The following is a 15,248-nucleotide window of genomic DNA, read 5'->3' on the forward strand; positions in this document are numbered from 1 at the left end:
TCAACCGGTTAGCGATGGCGCTGAGTTACAGGAAATGGTGGAAAAAGCCGGGATCGGTCAATCTTTACCCCTAAGAATCAGAAGGGGGGAAAGGGCGATCGATCTCACCGTAATCACCGCCCAAATGTCAAATCAGTAATCGGCAGTCCGGAGTCAGTTATCAGATGTGAGTTTTCAGTTCACTGATCACGGTTCTTCGTTACTTGGTATAGTTCGATCGGGTGGCATAAATCGACTAAATCCTTATCTGACAAGAGACTTAATTGATTAGCTCGCTCTAGATCGAAAACAATTGACAAATATCGCAGCAATGTCTTTCTCTATAAGGGTTTCATCTCCTATTATCCCGTCCCGGCTCTTCTCGACTTTGTGTGATAATTTTTGCTTATGGAATCGTGAAATGTTGACGGAGAAAGACTTTTACGACTATTTTGCCGAAGAAACTATCAGTATAGGCTTCGTTTCCACACAGAAACCGGAAGAGCCTATAAGGGTTTCATCTCCTATCATCCCGTCCCTTGCATAAGACAAACCGAAGAGCCCAAAAAAGACCAGGTAAGGATGAGAAAGTCTTAGAAAAGAAGATACAATAAATCTTGAAAAGTTATCGTTTAACTGGATATCTTGAATACTAAATTGAGAAAAAGATTAGTTATAAAAAAGTCTATAAAGGTCGTGGAAGAGGAGTCTATTTATAAGTACCTAAGCAAAATGGCTCTCTTAGGTTTGGTGGGCAAAATGTATTCTAAGATACATTCTTCCTAGCGAGGGGGTGGAACGAACCACAAAGACACAAAGGACACAAAGACTGATCAATCCTATGTAAGTTAAACTTATCACACAGAACCTAGAAGAGCCGCAAAATTAATTACACATATCTAACCACCTCTTGCCTCCTGCCTTTTGCCTATCTTCACTAGGAAATTTATTTTGCACGACTACTTATGAGATGCAGCCCTTTCACCTTGAGGATTTATTCGGTAACGAGAAAATGCTATGATTCGGGTTGAATTTACCAAGTTTATTAAATTATGCGTTCTCCCCAATTAATTGTTCTATTGCTCGGTTTATCCCTTCTCCCCGGTATCTCCCCCCCTTTTGTCCATGCTAATCCCTCGATAGTGCCAGTGAAACAATCGAGTAATCGCGATTGGGGACAAAAAATCAGTGAAGCGGAAATTAAAGCAATGATTCAAGACATTGAAACCGCTATTAAAGATAAAAATATCCCCCTAATCCTCAAACACTATGCCCCGTTTATTTCCTCGCAATTGACCATTAAAACCGATGCTAGTACCGAAATTTTTGAGTTAAATGGCATCACGGAACATAAAATATTTTTAGAGGAATCCTACAAAAATATTAGAAGTATAGAGGTTCTTTCTGAGAATTGGGACGTGGATATTCTTGCTAATAACGAGATGGCGATTATCACTCGCGAGCGGGTAGTCAATATTACCAACACCGAGGGTGATAACTATATAGTGGCATCGGAAGCAGTGGCTAAAGTCGCTCCCATCGACGGTAAATTGAGGATCTTTTCCATTCAAGAAACCGCCGAAGTGGGACGCAGACCAAAAAAATAATTAACTTCTCCGGTTGGGACTAGACCAACCCGACTCCCGCCGTCTTCTTCCCTCGATAAAACCGTCATCATAGTCTCTAGAATTGCGCGGATTATCATAGCGGGCAAAGTTAAACCCGTCCTCTAGTCCGCGCTGAAATTCTTGCTCTGGTGGCACAAATCGATAACGTTGTCTATTATCCTGTACCGCCCGGTTGATTAACAAGGCCCCCGCTCCAATACCAACGGCCTCACCAAAGGTTAAAGACCTAGCATAATCGATGTTAATTGTCAAGAAAGTTGTTGTTAAAATTAAGGCTTTTCCCCAATGTTGACTCATAAAATCCTCCTTCAAAAAATCAGGTTGACAACAAAACCAGTACAGATAGAGAGTTTCTCACAAAATCGACCACCGACTCCCTAAAATGAAAACTTTGTACCTCATCATTACGATAAATAAGATCAAGAAGTTTTAGAAGAATGGGAGTGAAAGCGAATACCTAGGAAGACATCGTAGAGAAAACTCCAGAAATTCTTACCTTGCAGTAAACCCAAAGACTGTTCACAGTCTTTTGCGTCTAAAAGCGGTTTAGTGGCATAGTATGCCGGTTGGTATTTGTACCAGGGAATCGACGGCCAAAGATGATGCACGAGATGATAATTCTGCCCTAAAATCAGCAGGTTTAAGAGGGTACTGGGGTAAACTCGGGCATTTTTCCAACGATTACGCTCTTGGAAAGGACGATGGGGGAGATAATCGAAAAATAAACCGAGGGCAATTCCCACCACTAAAGCGGGAACAAACCAAAAATTCATCACATAGCTGATAAAACCGTATTGACAGGCGACGATGACTATGGTAGCCACAAAAAGACGACTGAGGAACCATTCCAGTAGTTCGTATTTTCGCCAGAGTTGCCGCTTAAAAAAGAAAATCTCGTGATAAAAAAATCTGGCCGCAATCATCCACAAAGGGCCACCAGTGGAGACAAAATGATCTGGATCATTTTCGGGATCGTTAACGTGAGCATGGTGCTGTAAATGGACTCTAGTGAAGACCGGAAAGGCAAAACCGAGCATTAAAGCACTACCATGACCTAAAATAGCATTAAATGTCCGATTGCTATGGGCAGAATTATGAGAGGCATCGTGGATAACTGTCCCCGATAAATGTAAAGCGAGGACATTAGCACTAAAACAAATCCAGTCCGGCCAGGACCATAGCCAATAGCCACAGGTAGATAGGGTTATTAGGCTCAAGGCACTGAAAAACATGGTAACGTTTGGGTTGAAGCCCCCCGGTGCTTTTAAATACTCTTTGGGGACTGTCAGCAACATCTCGGCCGACTGCATTATGGGTGTTGCTCCTTATTGTGTTCGCTTTACTGGCGTAAATTATCATACTACGCCTTTTTCATAAAGTTTTGTAACATTATCTTAATTAATCTAAAGCTATGAAGAAAGTAAGGATTTGTTATATGGTCTTCCCCCCTCAGTCCCCGAAGGAAAAGCGAGGCTACAAGAGAAAATCACGGGCGCTTAACGCCAGTTTCGCACTTAAATGATTAAAAAATTCGGCTAGAGACTCGGCTTGAGAGGGAGCGATCGCCTGTTTCCCCCCTATCACCGATTCTACTCTATCCCGATCGCCGAAAATATCGACAAGACACTCCCTATCGATATCGAACTCATGCAGTAAAGATTCTAACGTAGCGGTAGGATTTGTTCGGGCGATCGGATAATGTTTGCGCTCGTATTCTTCCACTAATAACACCAGTAAATCGAATAATAGTCCTTCGTCATTGATTAACTCCCGTGACATCATCCCTTCAATTATGCTTAAAAATCGCTCGTATTCTTGCGCGTTATTAAATCGAACCCCAGAAAAGCGCATCGCCCTGAATCCCCAATCAAGTAATCAATAGCTAGATGAAGTATAAGAAATACAAATAACAAAATCCTTGACAAAATGATTGGGGTTGCTGACAATCCCAATCACATAGGATTGGGCATTCTACTGGTTAACTTCATCAAAAATTGATGAGTATCAAAATAATGCTCGACAGACTCAAGTTTCAACTCCTCTGTGACTTTTGCCAGGCTAAGTCCAACAATTTCAACTGCTTCTCCCGTGGGTTGATGTGTTTGATAGTTACCCTTAAAAGTTCCCCAATGTCTCCATTTAAAGACGACGTTGGGAGGACCTGCCACAACTTCGATCAACTCCCAGTGAAAACCATCTGGGAAAGCAGCGTGGAAGAGATTGTAAGAAGATTCAAAGGTTTCATTAGAAGAACTGTATTGATCTGAATCTCCAAGAAATAGGTTATATGTTCCTTGCTCTACAATATCTTCAGCAGTATACTCTTTGCCTCCATTAGTACTCATGCGGAATTTACCTTCCACCACAGAAAGCCACTGTTGAGGATTAGTCTTAAATGTTGCCTCCATTTCAAAAGTTTTCACCAGATTATGTGCGATCTGATTTAGAGATTTTTCGGCGTGATTAAATTTTCGTTCCTTTTCCAGATATCTATTGGTGTGCGAATAATCTGGACGATCTCCATAGCGCCATTGAATTTCATCAGCCTTGTTAATAACTTCTTCGCGATCTTGTACCCAAAGTGGCAAATTTTGGTCTTCACTCATCATTAAATTACCTCTTGACTATGATGCCGATTGGCTTACTCTAAGCAGACTCCTTTGAGTCAAGTATTCAGCACCAACAACAAACGTTTCCATCATTATTTATAGCTCTAATCTTCTGCCCCGACTCAATCAGTAACAAATCTTAGCTAACCGCTCGAATGTAAATCCCCGTGTATTTAAAGAAATCGCCTCGAACATCGTTTTTTCAGTTTTCTGGCTCGGATCGGGGACGATTTCCGAGTCATCCAAAACAATCACGCGTATCATCTTACCTTCCCATCGAGAAGAATATCGGGGGGGAACGCTCACTTGACCGTTATAAATAACCGTCCTAAATTCGATCGCTTCCATACATAGCTCCAATTAAACCCTATCTCTACTTTAGCTCTAGAGTTAAGCGATCATAGCTCGGACGTATTTTAGAGACTAGAATAAGGTTAAAAATCGCTTGCGGGGTTTACGGTGATGGAAGAGAAAGAAACAGGACTAAATGAACGGGAACTAGAGGAAATTCTGGAAATGGCACGGGATGCGGCGGAAAAAGCCCGATCGATGTGCGAGGTAATTACAGAAAATTCAAAAAAATGGCGAGAAAGAGCAGAAAGAATCAATCGAACCGGATCGAGATAGCGATCGAGTATTTCTTCGATTATAGGAGCGATCGAACTTGTATCGGAAAAGCGATCTCGATCGAGGGGGAAAGCAGCGAGAGGAACCCTGGTCACATCGAAACATTTCCTTAAGATATAAGACCGAAGGTCGAGTCTGGATACAGAATTGATATACCTAGAATCGCTACTCTGGCTCACCCTCTAGGCCCTTCCCTTCCAGACTGCTAGGCTATCAGACAAAATGAATAACAATCAAACTCCACGGAAACAAGGACTATACGATCCCCGATTTGAACATGATGCTTGTGGTGTCGGGTTTATCGTTCATAAAACGGGTAAAAAGTCCCACGATATTGTTGAACAGGCCTTGACAATTCTACTAAACCTCGATCACCGTGGCGCGTGCGGTGCGGAAAAAAATACGGGCGATGGGGCGGGTATTTTATGCCAAATCCCTGACCTATTTTTCCGGAAAGTGACCAGTAATCTAGGTTTTACCTTACCAGCAGCCGGACAATACGGGGTAGGAATGCTCTACACGGCCCCTGATGCGGAAATTCGCCAGAAAAGTCGCCAGGAATTCGAGAAAATCGCCGCCGAAGAGGGGTTAAAAGTTCTCGGTTGGCGTGATGTTCCCACGGATAACTCCAGTTTAGGCAATTCGGCCAAATCTACCGAACCCTTTATCGAACAGGTTTTCATCGAACGCGATGCCAATTTAAGCGATGATCTGGCCTTTGAACGCAAATTATACGTTATTCGCAAGCGTTCCCACCTCAGTCGTCAATCCTTTAATCGTTACTGGTATCCTTGCAGTATTTCGAGTCGTACCATTGTCTATAAAGGGCAATTAATGCCGGTACAGGTGGGTGACTATTTCCCCGATTTACACGACCCCGACTTTCAAAGTGCTTTAGGATTAGTCCATTCTCGTTTTAGTACCAATACCTTCCCCAGTTGGGAACGCGCCCACCCTTACCGTTATATTGCCCACAATGGCGAAATTAATACCCTGCGAGGTAATATTAACTGGATGCACGCCCGTCAGTCGATGTTTGCCTCACCCTTATTCGGGGAAGACATCAAAAAAATCCAGCCGGTCATTAATATCGAAGGTAGTGACTCCTTAATTTTTGATAATGCCCTAGAATTAATGGTTTTATCGGGGCGTTCTCTTCCTCACGCTGTCATGATGATGATTCCTGAACCCTGGGCAGCCCACGAATCGATGAGTGATGAGAAAAAAGCTTTTTATGAATACCATTCCTGTTTGATGGAACCCTGGGATGGTCCGGCCTCGATCGCTTTTACCGATGGTACGATGATGGGAGCAGTGTTGGACCGCAATGGTTTACGTCCTTCCCGTTACTACGTCACCAAAGATGACCTAGTAATTATGGCATCGGAAGCGGGAGTTTTACCCATTGAACCGGAACGCGTCGCTTTTAAAGGTCGTCTGCAACCCGGCCGGATGTTCCTTGTGGATATGAAAGAAGGTCGTATCGTGGCCGATGAGGAGATAAAAGAAGTTATTGCCAAAGCTCATCCCTATCGCCAGTGGTTAAACGAAAATTTAGTCAATTTAGACGATTTACCGGCGGTGGAAACTGCTCCACCGGAAACTGCTGTTTCCCTAATTCAACAGCAAACCGCTTTCGGCTACACTTTTGAAGAATTACGTCTTTTATTAGCCCCCATGGGCCGGGATGGAGTGGAAGCAGTGGGTTCCATGGGTTCCGATACACCCCTAGCCGTCTTGTCCGATCGCCCAAAACTGCTTTATGATTACTTTCAGCAGTTATTCGCCCAAGTCACTAACCCCCCGATTGACTCGATTCGCGAAGAAATTATCACCTCTCCCATCACCACTATCGGTGCGGAAAGAAATCTCTTGGATCCGCAGCCGGAAAGCTGTCACCTGATTAAACTTAACTCTCCCATCCTCACTAACGCCCAATTAGCGCGTTTACAGGGCAATAGCGAATTTAACACCGTGACTATTCCCATTCTCTTCGATCCCACTGCGGGAGTCGAGGGGATGCGTGGCACAATTGAGGCAATTTGTCAAGAGGTGGACGAGGCAATTTTAGCGGGCGCGAGTATTATTATTTTAAGCGATCGAGGTATCGATAAAAATCACGCCCCGATTCCCTCACTGCTGGCGGTTGCCGGTTTACACCATCACCTCATCCGGCAGGGAACCCGCACCAGAGTCGGCCTTGTCTTGGAATCCGGCGAACCCCGGGAAGTGCATCACTACGCCCTTTTACTCGGTTATGGTTGCGGTGCGATTAATCCCTATCTAGCCTTTGCCACCCTCGGCAGTATGATCGAGGAAGGTTTATTGGTAGGAGTTGACCACCAGACCGCCTGTAAAAACTACATAAAAGCCGCCACCAAGGGCGTAATTAAAGTGGCCTCTAAAATTGGCATTTCTACCCTGCAAAGCTACCGTGGGGCGCAAATATTCGAGGCTATCGGCTTAAATCGATCGGTAGTTGATCGCTATTTTACTTGGACAGCTTCCCGCATTGAAGGGGCCGATTTAGAAATTATTGCCCGAGAATCCCTACTCAGACATGGCCACGCTTTCCCCGACCGGGATGTTAATGTGCATACCCTCGATATTGGCGGTGAATATCAATGGCGTAAGGACGGGGAAGCGCACCTCTTTAGCCCAGAAACCATTCATACCCTGCAACAAGCGGTAAAATTGGGCAAATACGACCTCTTTAAGAAGTATTCCCAACTGGTCAACCAACAAAATCAAAAATTCTTCACCCTGCGGGGACTATTAACCTTTAAAAACCGGGAAAGTATCCCCATCGAAGAAGTGGAACCGATTGAAGCGATTATGAAACGCTTTAAAACTGGGGCCATGAGTTACGGTTCCATTTCCAAAGAGGCCCACGAATCCCTCGCTATTGCCATGAATCGTATCGGTGGCAAGTCGAACACCGGGGAAGGCGGCGAAGATTCCGAGCGCTACACTTGGACAAATGAACGGGGAGACTCGAAAAATAGTGCCATTAAACAGGTAGCTTCCGGCCGTTTTGGTGTCACCAGTCTTTACCTCTCCCAAGCGCGAGAATTGCAGATAAAAATGGCCCAGGGGGCAAAACCGGGCGAAGGCGGTCAATTACCGGGTAAAAAAGTCTATCCTTGGATTGCCAAAGTCCGTCACTCCACCCCCGGAGTTGGTTTAATTTCTCCCCCACCCCACCACGATATCTACTCGATTGAAGACCTCGCGGAGTTGATTCATGACCTAAAAAATGCCAATCGTGCGGCCAGAGTGAGCGTAAAACTGGTTTCTGAGGTGGGAGTTGGCACAATCGCCGCCGGAGTCGCTAAAGCTCACGCCGACGTGGTTTTAATCTCTGGTTTCGATGGTGGGACCGGTGCTTCTCCCCAAACCTCGATTAAACACGCGGGTTTACCCTGGGAGTTGGGACTAGCAGAAACCCATCAAACATTGGTGTTAAATAATCTTCGCAGTCGCATTGCGGTGGAAACCGATGGTCAGATGAAAACCGGCCGCGATGTGGTGGTGGCGACGCTATTGGGGGCCGAAGAATTCGGTTTTTCGACCGCGCCACTGGTAACGTTAGGCTGTATTATGATGCGGGTTTGTCATCTTAATACCTGTCCGGCGGGGGTAGCGACCCAGGATCCGTTATTACGGAAGAATTTCATCGGGGATCCTGAATATACGGTGAATTTCATGAAATTTATCGCCCAGGAAGTGCGGGAAATTATGGCCGAATTGGGATTCCGCACCTTAAATGAAATGGTGGGGCGAACTGATGTATTAGAGCCGAAACAGGCTGTAGAACATTGGAAAGCGAAAGGAATTGACCTAACTCCGATTCTCTATCAACCGGAGGTAGATGCAGAGGTAGGACGTTATTGTCAGATTCCCCAGGACCACGGGTTAGATAAGTCTTTGGATCTAACAGTTTTACTGGATTTATGCAAAGATGCCATTGAAAAAGGCGAAAAAGTCAAAGCGACACTACCGATTAAAAATATTAACCGCGTGGTGGGGACGATTTTAGGCAACGAAATCACTAAACGTCACTGGGAGGGTTTACCCGAAGATACCGTACATCTCCATTTTCAGGGCAGCGCGGGGCAGAGTTTCGGTGCTTTTGTTCCCAAAGGGGTGACACTGGAGTTAGAAGGGGATGCCAATGATTATGTGGGTAAGGGTTTAAGCGGTGGCAAAATCATCGTTTATCCGCCCAAAGGTTCCACTTTTGTGGCCGAGGAGAATATTATCATCGGTAATGTGGCTTTATACGGTGCAACCAGTGGTGAGGTGTATATTTCTGGGGTTGCTGGGGAACGTTTTGGGGTGCGTAACTCTGGGGTGACTACGGTGGTTGAGTCCGTTGGCGACCACGCTTGCGAGTATATGACGGGGGGTAAAGTCGTTGTTTTAGGGCCCACCGGTCGCAATTTCGCCGCCGGAATGAGTGGTGGTGTCGCCTACGTCCTCGATGAGTCGGGGGATTTCGCCACTCGTTGCAATACCCAAATGGTGGCTTTAGAGGCGCTAGAAGGGGAAGAAATCGACGATTTACGCGAGTTAATTCAACGCCATGCTGATTACACTAATAGTCAAAAAGCAGCCCTAGTTTTAGCAAATTGGTCAGAAATGTTGCCCAAGTTTGTGAAGGTAATGCCCAAGGATTATAAGCGGATGTTGCAGTGTATTAAAGAGGCGTTAGATTCGGGTTTAACCGGCGATTCTGCTCTCGATGCCGCTTTTGAAGCCAATGCGCGTGATGTTGCGAGAATCGGCGGAAGTTAGAGGTTAATGGGGGCTGAATAAGCCCCTTTTTTTTCAATTGATGATCTAGAATCTACAGTAAATACTAACCATCTATCTATAGAGGTGTATGATGAAAAAGTTTATTGGTTATGCCAGTGTTTTCATTGTTAGTTTCTCTGGTTCGGCTATAGCTTTTGATAATGAACAATTAATCGCTTTAAATAATTCTGATATTGCGGTTAATTGCTGGAAAACTACTTTTTCTAGTGGAATCGTACAACATAAATTTAATTCTAATGGTACTTATAAACGAACCCAGTTTAATAATAATCCTGCCAGCGAAATAATATCGACGGAAAATTGGAGAATATCCTCTTCTTGTCCAGAGGACTGGCGCCAGAGATTAATCAATAATACTTGGTTTGAAGCAAGTGCTTTTATCGAAACTCAGCAAGGAAAATATAATTGTCAAGTTTTAGAATCAGGAATTACTAGCGTTTTTTTCGCTATTAAGTGTAATAATGGTTCGGTTATCTCTTTTTATGACGTTGGGCTGTTGTATCCTGATTTTATATTTCTAATTGATAAAAATGGTTCTTACTTTGAAATGAATTCTGAAATAATAATGAACCAGATTTGTAATAATGGAATAATGACTCAGCAACTCAATTTTATTGCTTTTCAATCAAGTTTTAGGTTTAGTGGTTCTGTTATTATCAAATTACGTTATCGTCCTGTCTTAAAGCCAGAAGGTTTTTAGGAAGTTGATGGACGGCGCTACTGAGTGGGGATTCGTTGAGTGTGTACCAGAGCGATGATCATAATTTTACGGCAAGCGCGAAGATGAAAGGACTTTCTAGGCCGATAATATTAAATCCGTTGAGTAACGCACAGAAAACGGGTTTCTCGGAGAAACCCGTTTTCTACTCATGCAAAAATAACCAGATTTGTTATAATTTCTCGATTCTAACTGATCGACGCAGAGAAGGGATAGGCGAACCGAAAACCCTCTCCATTAAGGACTCGTGTTAAACTGATTAATCATGCTGGTGTCTAGAAGCGACCTATGCCAAACTTAACCTTAAGCAACGAACAAGTAATCGAATTAGTCAAACAACTCCCCGAAGCACAGCAACAGGAACTATTTAGATTCCTCATCCAGCGTCAGTGGGGAAATATGGAAGCTATAACCGATTACGGAAGCCAACAGGCAAAAATCGTCGCAGCAGAACGCGGCTACGATTGGGATACCATGACGGAAGACGAAAGAGAAGAATTTATCGATGAAATCGTTCATGAGAAGTAGTGATTTATACTGTTGTCTTCGACACAAATATTCTCATATCTGCTGCGCTTTCTAAAGGCGGTAGCCCGAATAGTTGTTTTTCCCTAGCCCAAAGCAAACTGATTCGATCGGTCACTTGTCCAGAGATTTTAGGCGAATTATCCGAAAAACTTCTACTAAAAATCAAATTTCCTGAAGAACGAGTTAGAAAATACATTGAGGAAATTTGTGATGCTTCTAGCATTGTTTCTATAGGTGGAACACTTAGAGCCGTTCCCAATGATCCCGATGACGATATGATCATAGAATGTGCGATCGCTGGCAAGGCTACCCATATTATCACGGGGGACAAACATCTTCTTTCACTGGTTGAATATCAAAATATTCAGATCGTAAAAGCAAAAGATTTTCTGGACTTTTTAGATCAAAATAATCACCATCAATTATGAACTTTACTCAATGGGATTTTATTAAAATATATTCGCGAAGCAAGATTATCCGCAGGAGACGTGGGAACCTTGGTAGAAAAACATCAAATCGAGGGATTAGAAAGGGGTTATAGTGTCGAGTTTTCCGATAGGTTGAGAAAAACGATCGCCCTACCAAAGACGTTGAATACCGTACCGATCTAAAATAGTATCTACACTAATAATCGGAATATTTTCAACAATGGCTTGAGCTACCAGAAGGCGATCAAAGGGGTCTTTATGATAAAAAGGAAGGGTGATCAGCGCATCCGTATGTTCTGGTGTGATGGCAAGGATATTAAATTGATATTGATTAAGGCATACGTCGATAAAATCTTTGTAAGATTGATGTAAAATGAGTTTACCGATACTGATTTTGATGGCGATTTCCCAATAGGATGCTGGGCTGATTAATATTTCGTTATTTTGGTTAATAATTAGTTGATGGGCGGCGCTACTTAGTGGGGATTCGTTGAGTGTGTACCAAAGCAGAGTATGGGTATCGATTAGACATTTCAATGCAGATACTCCGCAAAGTCTTGTAAGTGTTCTTCATCATCGGCCACGATGGTAATCATTCCTTTACATAGGCCAGGCCCCGGACGTTGGGGAGATGTGGGGGTTTGCCCGATTAATTTGGCTAGTGGGAGATTATTATCGGTAATCAACAATTCTTCTCCCGGTTTGAGATTGTATATCAGTTCGGGCAGTTTGGCTTGAGCTTCTTGGAGAGAGACAATCATAATTTTACGGCAAGCGCGAAGATGAAAGGACTTTCTAGGCCGATAATTTCTCGATTCTAACCGATCGAAGCCCGGAAGGTGTAGGCGAACCGAAAACCTTCTCCATTGAGGACCGGTGTTAAACTGATTAATCATGCTGGTGTCTAGAATTGACCTATGCCGAACTTAACCTTAAGCAACGAACAAGTTATCGACTTATTCAAACAACTCCCCAAAGCACAGCAAGAATGAGCCTTAATACTATGAGCAAAATTTCGATCGAAGTCAGTCCCGAAGCGGCATAAGTCTATCAATCCGCATCCCCGGAGGAACAAGAACGCGTCCGGGTTCTTGTCGATTTGCTAATTAGAAAGCCAGTTAACAGCGATATCGATTTCTTGAGAAAACTAATGGACGAAATTAGTGATGAGGCGGAAGCTAGAGGATTAACCCCCGAAATTTTAGAATCTTTACTAAATGAGCCTTGAATATTCTTTTATTCTCGATACCAACGTTTTAGTAAGCGCGCTTCTGTCGAAAAACGGCAAAGCTCGTCAGGCATTAGACAAAGCCCAAAATATCGGCAAGCTTTTAATGTCCGAATCTACTTTGTTAGAATTGATCACTGTTTTCAATCGTGCCAAATTCGATAGATATGCCTCCTCAGCAAAAAGGCGGCTATTTATAACGGCGATAGAAAGAACCGAGGAAATTGTCGTGATTCGAGAGAAAATCAAGGTTTGCAGAGATGAGAAAAATAATCAGTATTTAGAACTAGCGATCGATGGTCAAGCTACCTGTATTGTAAGCGGCGATTCTGATCTATTAGTTTTAAATCCATTTCGAGAAATCCCAATTTTAACGATTCAAGAATTTCTAGATCATGACTTTTCCCGTTAGCGATCAGTCCCCCCACCCACGAGCCGGCTAGAGACTCGTGTTAAACTGATTAATCATGCTGGTGTCTAGAAGCGACCTATGCCGAACTTAACCTTAAGCAACGAACAAGTTATCGACTTATTCAAACAACTCCCCGAAGACCAGAAACAGGAAGTTTATAAAATTCTCATCCTCAGTCAGTCGGACCGATGGGAATCCTTGTCTAACTACGCCATTGACAAAGCTCGAATCGTAGCCAAAGAACGCGGCTATGATTGGGATACCATGACGGAAGAAGAAAAAGAAGAATTTATCGATGAAATCGTTCACGAACCATCATAATATCCACCGAATTTACAGAGTGTATTTTACCATGAATATTACCTTAAATCCCGAATTAGAACAATTAATTAACTCTCAATTAGCGACAGGAAACTATAACAGCGTTGAAGATTTATTAAAAGACGCTTTGTTAAATTTAGCGGACAAACAAAACCGTCAGACTTTAAGCCAAAAAGTTAAAGAACTCTTTGATAAAACTCAATCCTTACCCGGCGTTCAGGATATTACCGAAGAAGATATCGCCGCAGAAATTGAAGCCTATCGGAGAGGCGAATGAAAGTCGTGATCGATACGAATATTCTAGTTTCGGCAATTTTAAAAGGAAGGTTGCCGAGAACGGTTATACAATTCGTGATCGAGTCTAATAAAATCGAATGGATTGTTTCCGAAGCTATTTTAACTGAATATAAAGATGTTGTCAGCCGTCCTAAGTTTAAGCTGTCGGAAGGAGTGATAAGAGAATGGTATAGGATTTTCGATACAGTTCCTAGATTAATTGATGTTCACAGCACCGTTGATTTCCCTAGAGATCGATCGGATGCTAAATTTCTAGCTTGTGTGATGACAAGTGATGCTGACTTTTTGATCACAGGTGATAAAGACTTTGAAGAAGTAGATAATTTAGGATCGACAACTATAATTTCTGCCTCAGAATTTAAAGCACTCGTGATCGATCCCGTTGCGGATGAAGAATCTTGAAATCCTGTTGATCCCGCGATACTCGATCGAAGGAGTCTTTATGATAAAAAGGAAGGGTAATCAGCTCCTCCGTAGGTTCTGGTGTGATGGCAAGGATATTAAATTGATATTGATTAAGACATAATTAGCTGGTTATAATTAAATTAAAAATGGACTATGCGGAACTTAACCTTAAGCAATGAACAAGCACTCGAATTAGTCAAACAACCCCCCGAAGCATAGCAAGAATGAGCCTTAATAATATGAGCAAAATTTTGATCGAAGTCAGTCCCAAAACAGCGGCAGCCGATCAATCCGCATCCTCTGAAGAAAAAGAGCGTGTTCGGATTTTTATTGATCTGTTGATGAGAAAGCCGAGTAAAGACGATAGGGACTTTCTTGGTAAGCTGATGGACGAAATTAGCAATCGATCCGAAGCTAGAGGATTAACACCCGAAATCCTAGAATCTCTATTAAATGAGCCTTGAATATTATTTCGTTTATATATTGACTAATGCGACAACTTTTTCTAAGCTTATAGCACTAATTATTGAAATATTTCTTCCTCTTTTTTGTGGTTTTCTTTCTCGATCTCTTTGGGCAATTAAGGCTCTAGCATAGAGTCTCAAAAGGGCTAAATTTACCCCCGATTCATCGATAAAAATTAGTTTTGATGCCTCAATTTCCCGCACTTGTGACCAGTATTCTACTCTTTTTTGCTCTACCCTGTCACTTTCTTTTTCCGCCGCGTGTAGTGTTTTTTTTGAAACTGTAATTGAGTTTTTGCGTCAGCCGCCCCAGGGTGGCTCTACTGACTTTCACCTGTGTCTTTTCATACAGTAATTCTGATAATTCTTCGAGAGTTGCATCATTGTTAGCTTCGATGATTTCTATTAAAATTATCAGTTGTTCACTATTTAACTTGGTTGGCGGACTTCCCCCTTGCGGACGAGGACGGATATCTCCTGTTTCTTTATATTGCTTCAATAACTTCTGAATAAAGCTTTTAGCCACGTCAAATCTCTGGGCTAGTCCTCGAATGGAAATTTTTTCTTTCTTCCAGACATCGATAATTTTTTGGCGAAAATCTACGGAATAGGGTCTCATCGGAAACTGGCTACTTCTATTATTTGTCTATTTGCTTTCTATTGTACCTCATAGCTCCAAGAATTGCTATAAACGGGATTTAGGATCAGAGCGATCGCTAGATTAAGGGTTAAGTAATGTTAAGATCATAATTCTTCATGAAAAAAGCGCATGATCGCCGGGTAACT

The 15,248-nt window shown here is 42.9% G+C and carries 19 protein-coding genes and 3 pseudogenes; 13 read left to right on the forward strand and 9 right to left on the reverse strand.

The features are described from left to right. Positions 1-139 (forward strand): annotated as a pseudogene (locus O9323_RS07390) (serine protease); the annotation flags it as partial. A gap of 892 nt (positions 140-1,031) precedes the next feature. Then, a complete protein-coding gene (locus O9323_RS07395; RefSeq protein WP_002777090.1) occupies positions 1,032-1,586 on the forward strand; it encodes a hypothetical protein in 555 nt (184 codons plus the stop codon). Here O9323_RS07395 and O9323_RS07400 read toward each other — a convergent pair whose 3' ends face one another. The 6 genes from O9323_RS07400 to O9323_RS07425 all read right to left on the reverse strand — a co-directional run bounded on the left by O9323_RS07400 (position 1,587) and on the right by O9323_RS07425 (position 4,938). Continuing rightward, a complete protein-coding gene (locus tag O9323_RS07400) occupies positions 1,587-1,904 on the reverse strand; it encodes a hypothetical protein (RefSeq protein ID WP_002750665.1) in 318 nt (105 codons plus the stop codon). It lies immediately after the preceding gene. 122 nt (positions 1,905-2,026) lie between these two features. Further along, positions 2,027-2,917 (reverse strand): beta-carotene hydroxylase, encoded by an 891-nt coding sequence (crtR, locus tag O9323_RS07405; RefSeq protein WP_024970187.1) that lies wholly within the window; start codon positions 2,915-2,917, stop codon positions 2,027-2,029. A gap of 163 nt (positions 2,918-3,080) precedes the next feature. Further along, positions 3,081-3,458, reverse strand: coding sequence for a helix-turn-helix domain-containing protein (locus O9323_RS07410; protein WP_288124897.1), 378 nt, complete (start codon positions 3,456-3,458; stop codon positions 3,081-3,083). Between the two features lie 101 nt (positions 3,459-3,559). After that, a complete protein-coding gene (locus tag O9323_RS07415) occupies positions 3,560-4,213 on the reverse strand; it encodes an ester cyclase (protein WP_288124902.1) in 654 nt (217 codons plus the stop codon). A gap of 129 nt (positions 4,214-4,342) precedes the next feature. Beyond that, positions 4,343-4,564 (reverse strand): hypothetical protein, encoded by a 222-nt coding sequence (locus O9323_RS07420; protein ID WP_288124898.1) that lies wholly within the window; start codon positions 4,562-4,564, stop codon positions 4,343-4,345. A gap of 86 nt (positions 4,565-4,650) precedes the next feature. Next, a complete protein-coding gene (locus tag O9323_RS07425) occupies positions 4,651-4,938 on the reverse strand; it encodes a hypothetical protein (RefSeq protein ID WP_288124904.1) in 288 nt (95 codons plus the stop codon). Positions 4,939-5,065: 127 nt separating this feature from the next. On the opposite strand from O9323_RS07425, the gene gltB reads away from it, so the two are divergent. From gltB to O9323_RS07450, 5 genes are all read left to right on the forward strand, one after another. Beyond that, positions 5,066-9,640: a glutamate synthase large subunit gene (gene gltB, locus O9323_RS07430; protein ID WP_288124899.1), complete on the forward strand. Its 4,575-nt coding sequence runs from the start codon at positions 5,066-5,068 to the stop codon at positions 9,638-9,640. Between the two features lie 88 nt (positions 9,641-9,728). Next, complete coding sequence (locus O9323_RS07435; protein WP_287690349.1) at positions 9,729-10,361, forward strand: hypothetical protein; 633 nt, start codon at positions 9,729-9,731, stop codon at positions 10,359-10,361. A 306-nt stretch (positions 10,362-10,667) separates the two neighbouring features. Next, on the forward strand, positions 10,668-10,907 hold the full coding sequence (locus tag O9323_RS07440; RefSeq protein ID WP_002750644.1) for a hypothetical protein: 240 nt from the start codon (positions 10,668-10,670) through the stop codon (positions 10,905-10,907). Beyond that, positions 10,907-11,335 carry a putative toxin-antitoxin system toxin component, PIN family gene (locus tag O9323_RS07445; RefSeq protein ID WP_002750643.1) on the forward strand — a complete coding sequence of 143 codons (429 nt, stop codon included), beginning with the start codon at positions 10,907-10,909 and terminating at the stop codon, positions 11,333-11,335. Before O9323_RS07440 ends, O9323_RS07445 begins: the two co-directional genes overlap by 1 nt. A gap of 60 nt (positions 11,336-11,395) precedes the next feature. Then, positions 11,396-11,518, forward strand: a complete 123-nt coding sequence (locus O9323_RS07450) for a hypothetical protein (protein WP_002799393.1) — start codon at positions 11,396-11,398, stop codon at positions 11,516-11,518. Here O9323_RS07450 and O9323_RS07455 read toward each other — a convergent pair. Together O9323_RS07455 and O9323_RS07460 are read right to left on the reverse strand one after the other, a co-directional pair. Continuing rightward, positions 11,486-11,872, reverse strand: coding sequence for a type II toxin-antitoxin system VapC family toxin (locus O9323_RS07455; protein WP_002750641.1), 387 nt, complete (start codon positions 11,870-11,872; stop codon positions 11,486-11,488). The two genes, O9323_RS07450 and O9323_RS07455, sit on opposite strands and share 33 nt — an antisense overlap. After that, a complete protein-coding gene (locus O9323_RS07460) occupies positions 11,869-12,231 on the reverse strand; it encodes a type II toxin-antitoxin system Phd/YefM family antitoxin (protein WP_002750640.1) in 363 nt (120 codons plus the stop codon). Before O9323_RS07460 ends, O9323_RS07455 begins: the two co-directional genes overlap by 4 nt. A gap of 107 nt (positions 12,232-12,338) precedes the next feature. Here O9323_RS07460 and O9323_RS07465 point away from each other — a divergent pair. The 6 genes and pseudogenes from O9323_RS07465 to O9323_RS07490 all read left to right on the forward strand — a co-directional run bounded on the left by O9323_RS07465 (position 12,339) and on the right by O9323_RS07490 (position 14,462). Next, a pseudogene (locus tag O9323_RS07465) lies at positions 12,339-12,563 on the forward strand (C2H2-type zinc finger protein). Then, positions 12,553-12,975, forward strand: coding sequence for a putative toxin-antitoxin system toxin component, PIN family (locus tag O9323_RS07470; RefSeq protein WP_002750637.1), 423 nt, complete (start codon positions 12,553-12,555; stop codon positions 12,973-12,975). The pseudogene O9323_RS07465 and the gene O9323_RS07470 overlap by 11 nt, the downstream one beginning before the upstream one ends. Positions 12,976-13,053: 78 nt before the next feature. Next, the gene (locus tag O9323_RS07475; RefSeq protein WP_002750634.1) at positions 13,054-13,296 is read left to right on the forward strand and encodes a hypothetical protein; all 243 of its coding nucleotides are present in this window, start codon (positions 13,054-13,056) and stop codon (positions 13,294-13,296) included. A 31-nt stretch (positions 13,297-13,327) separates the two neighbouring features. Beyond that, positions 13,328-13,573, forward strand: coding sequence for a ribbon-helix-helix domain-containing protein (locus O9323_RS07480; RefSeq protein WP_002750632.1), 246 nt, complete (start codon positions 13,328-13,330; stop codon positions 13,571-13,573). Beyond that, positions 13,570-13,995 (forward strand): putative toxin-antitoxin system toxin component, PIN family, encoded by a 426-nt coding sequence (locus tag O9323_RS07485; protein ID WP_002750630.1) that lies wholly within the window; start codon positions 13,570-13,572, stop codon positions 13,993-13,995. The genes O9323_RS07480 and O9323_RS07485 overlap by 4 nt, the downstream gene beginning before the upstream one ends. Positions 13,996-14,237: 242 nt before the next feature. Beyond that, complete coding sequence (locus O9323_RS07490) at positions 14,238-14,462, forward strand: hypothetical protein (RefSeq protein WP_002735305.1); 225 nt, start codon at positions 14,238-14,240, stop codon at positions 14,460-14,462. Positions 14,463-14,477: 15 nt separating this feature from the next. On the opposite strand, the pseudogene O9323_RS07495 reads toward O9323_RS07490, so the two are convergent. After that, positions 14,478-15,081: pseudogene (locus O9323_RS07495) on the reverse strand (helix-turn-helix domain-containing protein); the annotation flags it as partial. Between the last annotated feature and the right edge of the window lie 167 nt (positions 15,082-15,248).

The organism is Microcystis sp. LE19-131.1A (assembly GCF_027532015.1).
Classification (GTDB): domain Bacteria; phylum Cyanobacteriota; class Cyanobacteriia; order Cyanobacteriales; family Microcystaceae; genus Microcystis; species Microcystis ichthyoblabe_A.

Excerpts from the sequence above, each read along its gene's own strand:
- O9323_RS07395 (WP_002777090.1), top strand. The coding sequence starts at position 1,032 with ATGCGTTCTCCCCAATTAATTGTTCTATTGCTCGGTTTATCCCTTCTC.
- O9323_RS07400 (WP_002750665.1), bottom strand. The coding sequence starts at position 1,904 with ATGAGTCAACATTGGGGAAAAGCCTTAATTTTAACAACAACTTTCTTG.
- crtR (WP_024970187.1), bottom strand. The coding sequence starts at position 2,917 with ATGCAGTCGGCCGAGATGTTGCTGACAGTCCCCAAAGAGTATTTAAAA.
- O9323_RS07410 (WP_288124897.1), bottom strand. The coding sequence starts at position 3,458 with ATGCGCTTTTCTGGGGTTCGATTTAATAACGCGCAAGAATACGAGCGA.
- O9323_RS07415 (WP_288124902.1), bottom strand. The coding sequence starts at position 4,213 with ATGAGTGAAGACCAAAATTTGCCACTTTGGGTACAAGATCGCGAAGAA.
- O9323_RS07420 (WP_288124898.1), bottom strand. The coding sequence starts at position 4,564 with ATGGAAGCGATCGAATTTAGGACGGTTATTTATAACGGTCAAGTGAGC.
- gltB (WP_288124899.1), top strand. The coding sequence starts at position 5,066 with ATGAATAACAATCAAACTCCACGGAAACAAGGACTATACGATCCCCGA.
- O9323_RS07435 (WP_287690349.1), top strand. The coding sequence starts at position 9,729 with ATGATGAAAAAGTTTATTGGTTATGCCAGTGTTTTCATTGTTAGTTTC.
- O9323_RS07440 (WP_002750644.1), top strand. The coding sequence starts at position 10,668 with ATGCCAAACTTAACCTTAAGCAACGAACAAGTAATCGAATTAGTCAAA.
- O9323_RS07460 (WP_002750640.1), bottom strand. The coding sequence starts at position 12,231 with ATGATTAATCAGTTTAACACCGGTCCTCAATGGAGAAGGTTTTCGGTT.
- O9323_RS07470 (WP_002750637.1), top strand. The coding sequence starts at position 12,553 with ATGAGCCTTGAATATTCTTTTATTCTCGATACCAACGTTTTAGTAAGC.
- O9323_RS07475 (WP_002750634.1), top strand. The coding sequence starts at position 13,054 with ATGCCGAACTTAACCTTAAGCAACGAACAAGTTATCGACTTATTCAAA.
- O9323_RS07480 (WP_002750632.1), top strand. The coding sequence starts at position 13,328 with ATGAATATTACCTTAAATCCCGAATTAGAACAATTAATTAACTCTCAA.
- O9323_RS07485 (WP_002750630.1), top strand. The coding sequence starts at position 13,570 with ATGAAAGTCGTGATCGATACGAATATTCTAGTTTCGGCAATTTTAAAA.
- O9323_RS07490 (WP_002735305.1), top strand. The coding sequence starts at position 14,238 with ATGAGCAAAATTTTGATCGAAGTCAGTCCCAAAACAGCGGCAGCCGAT.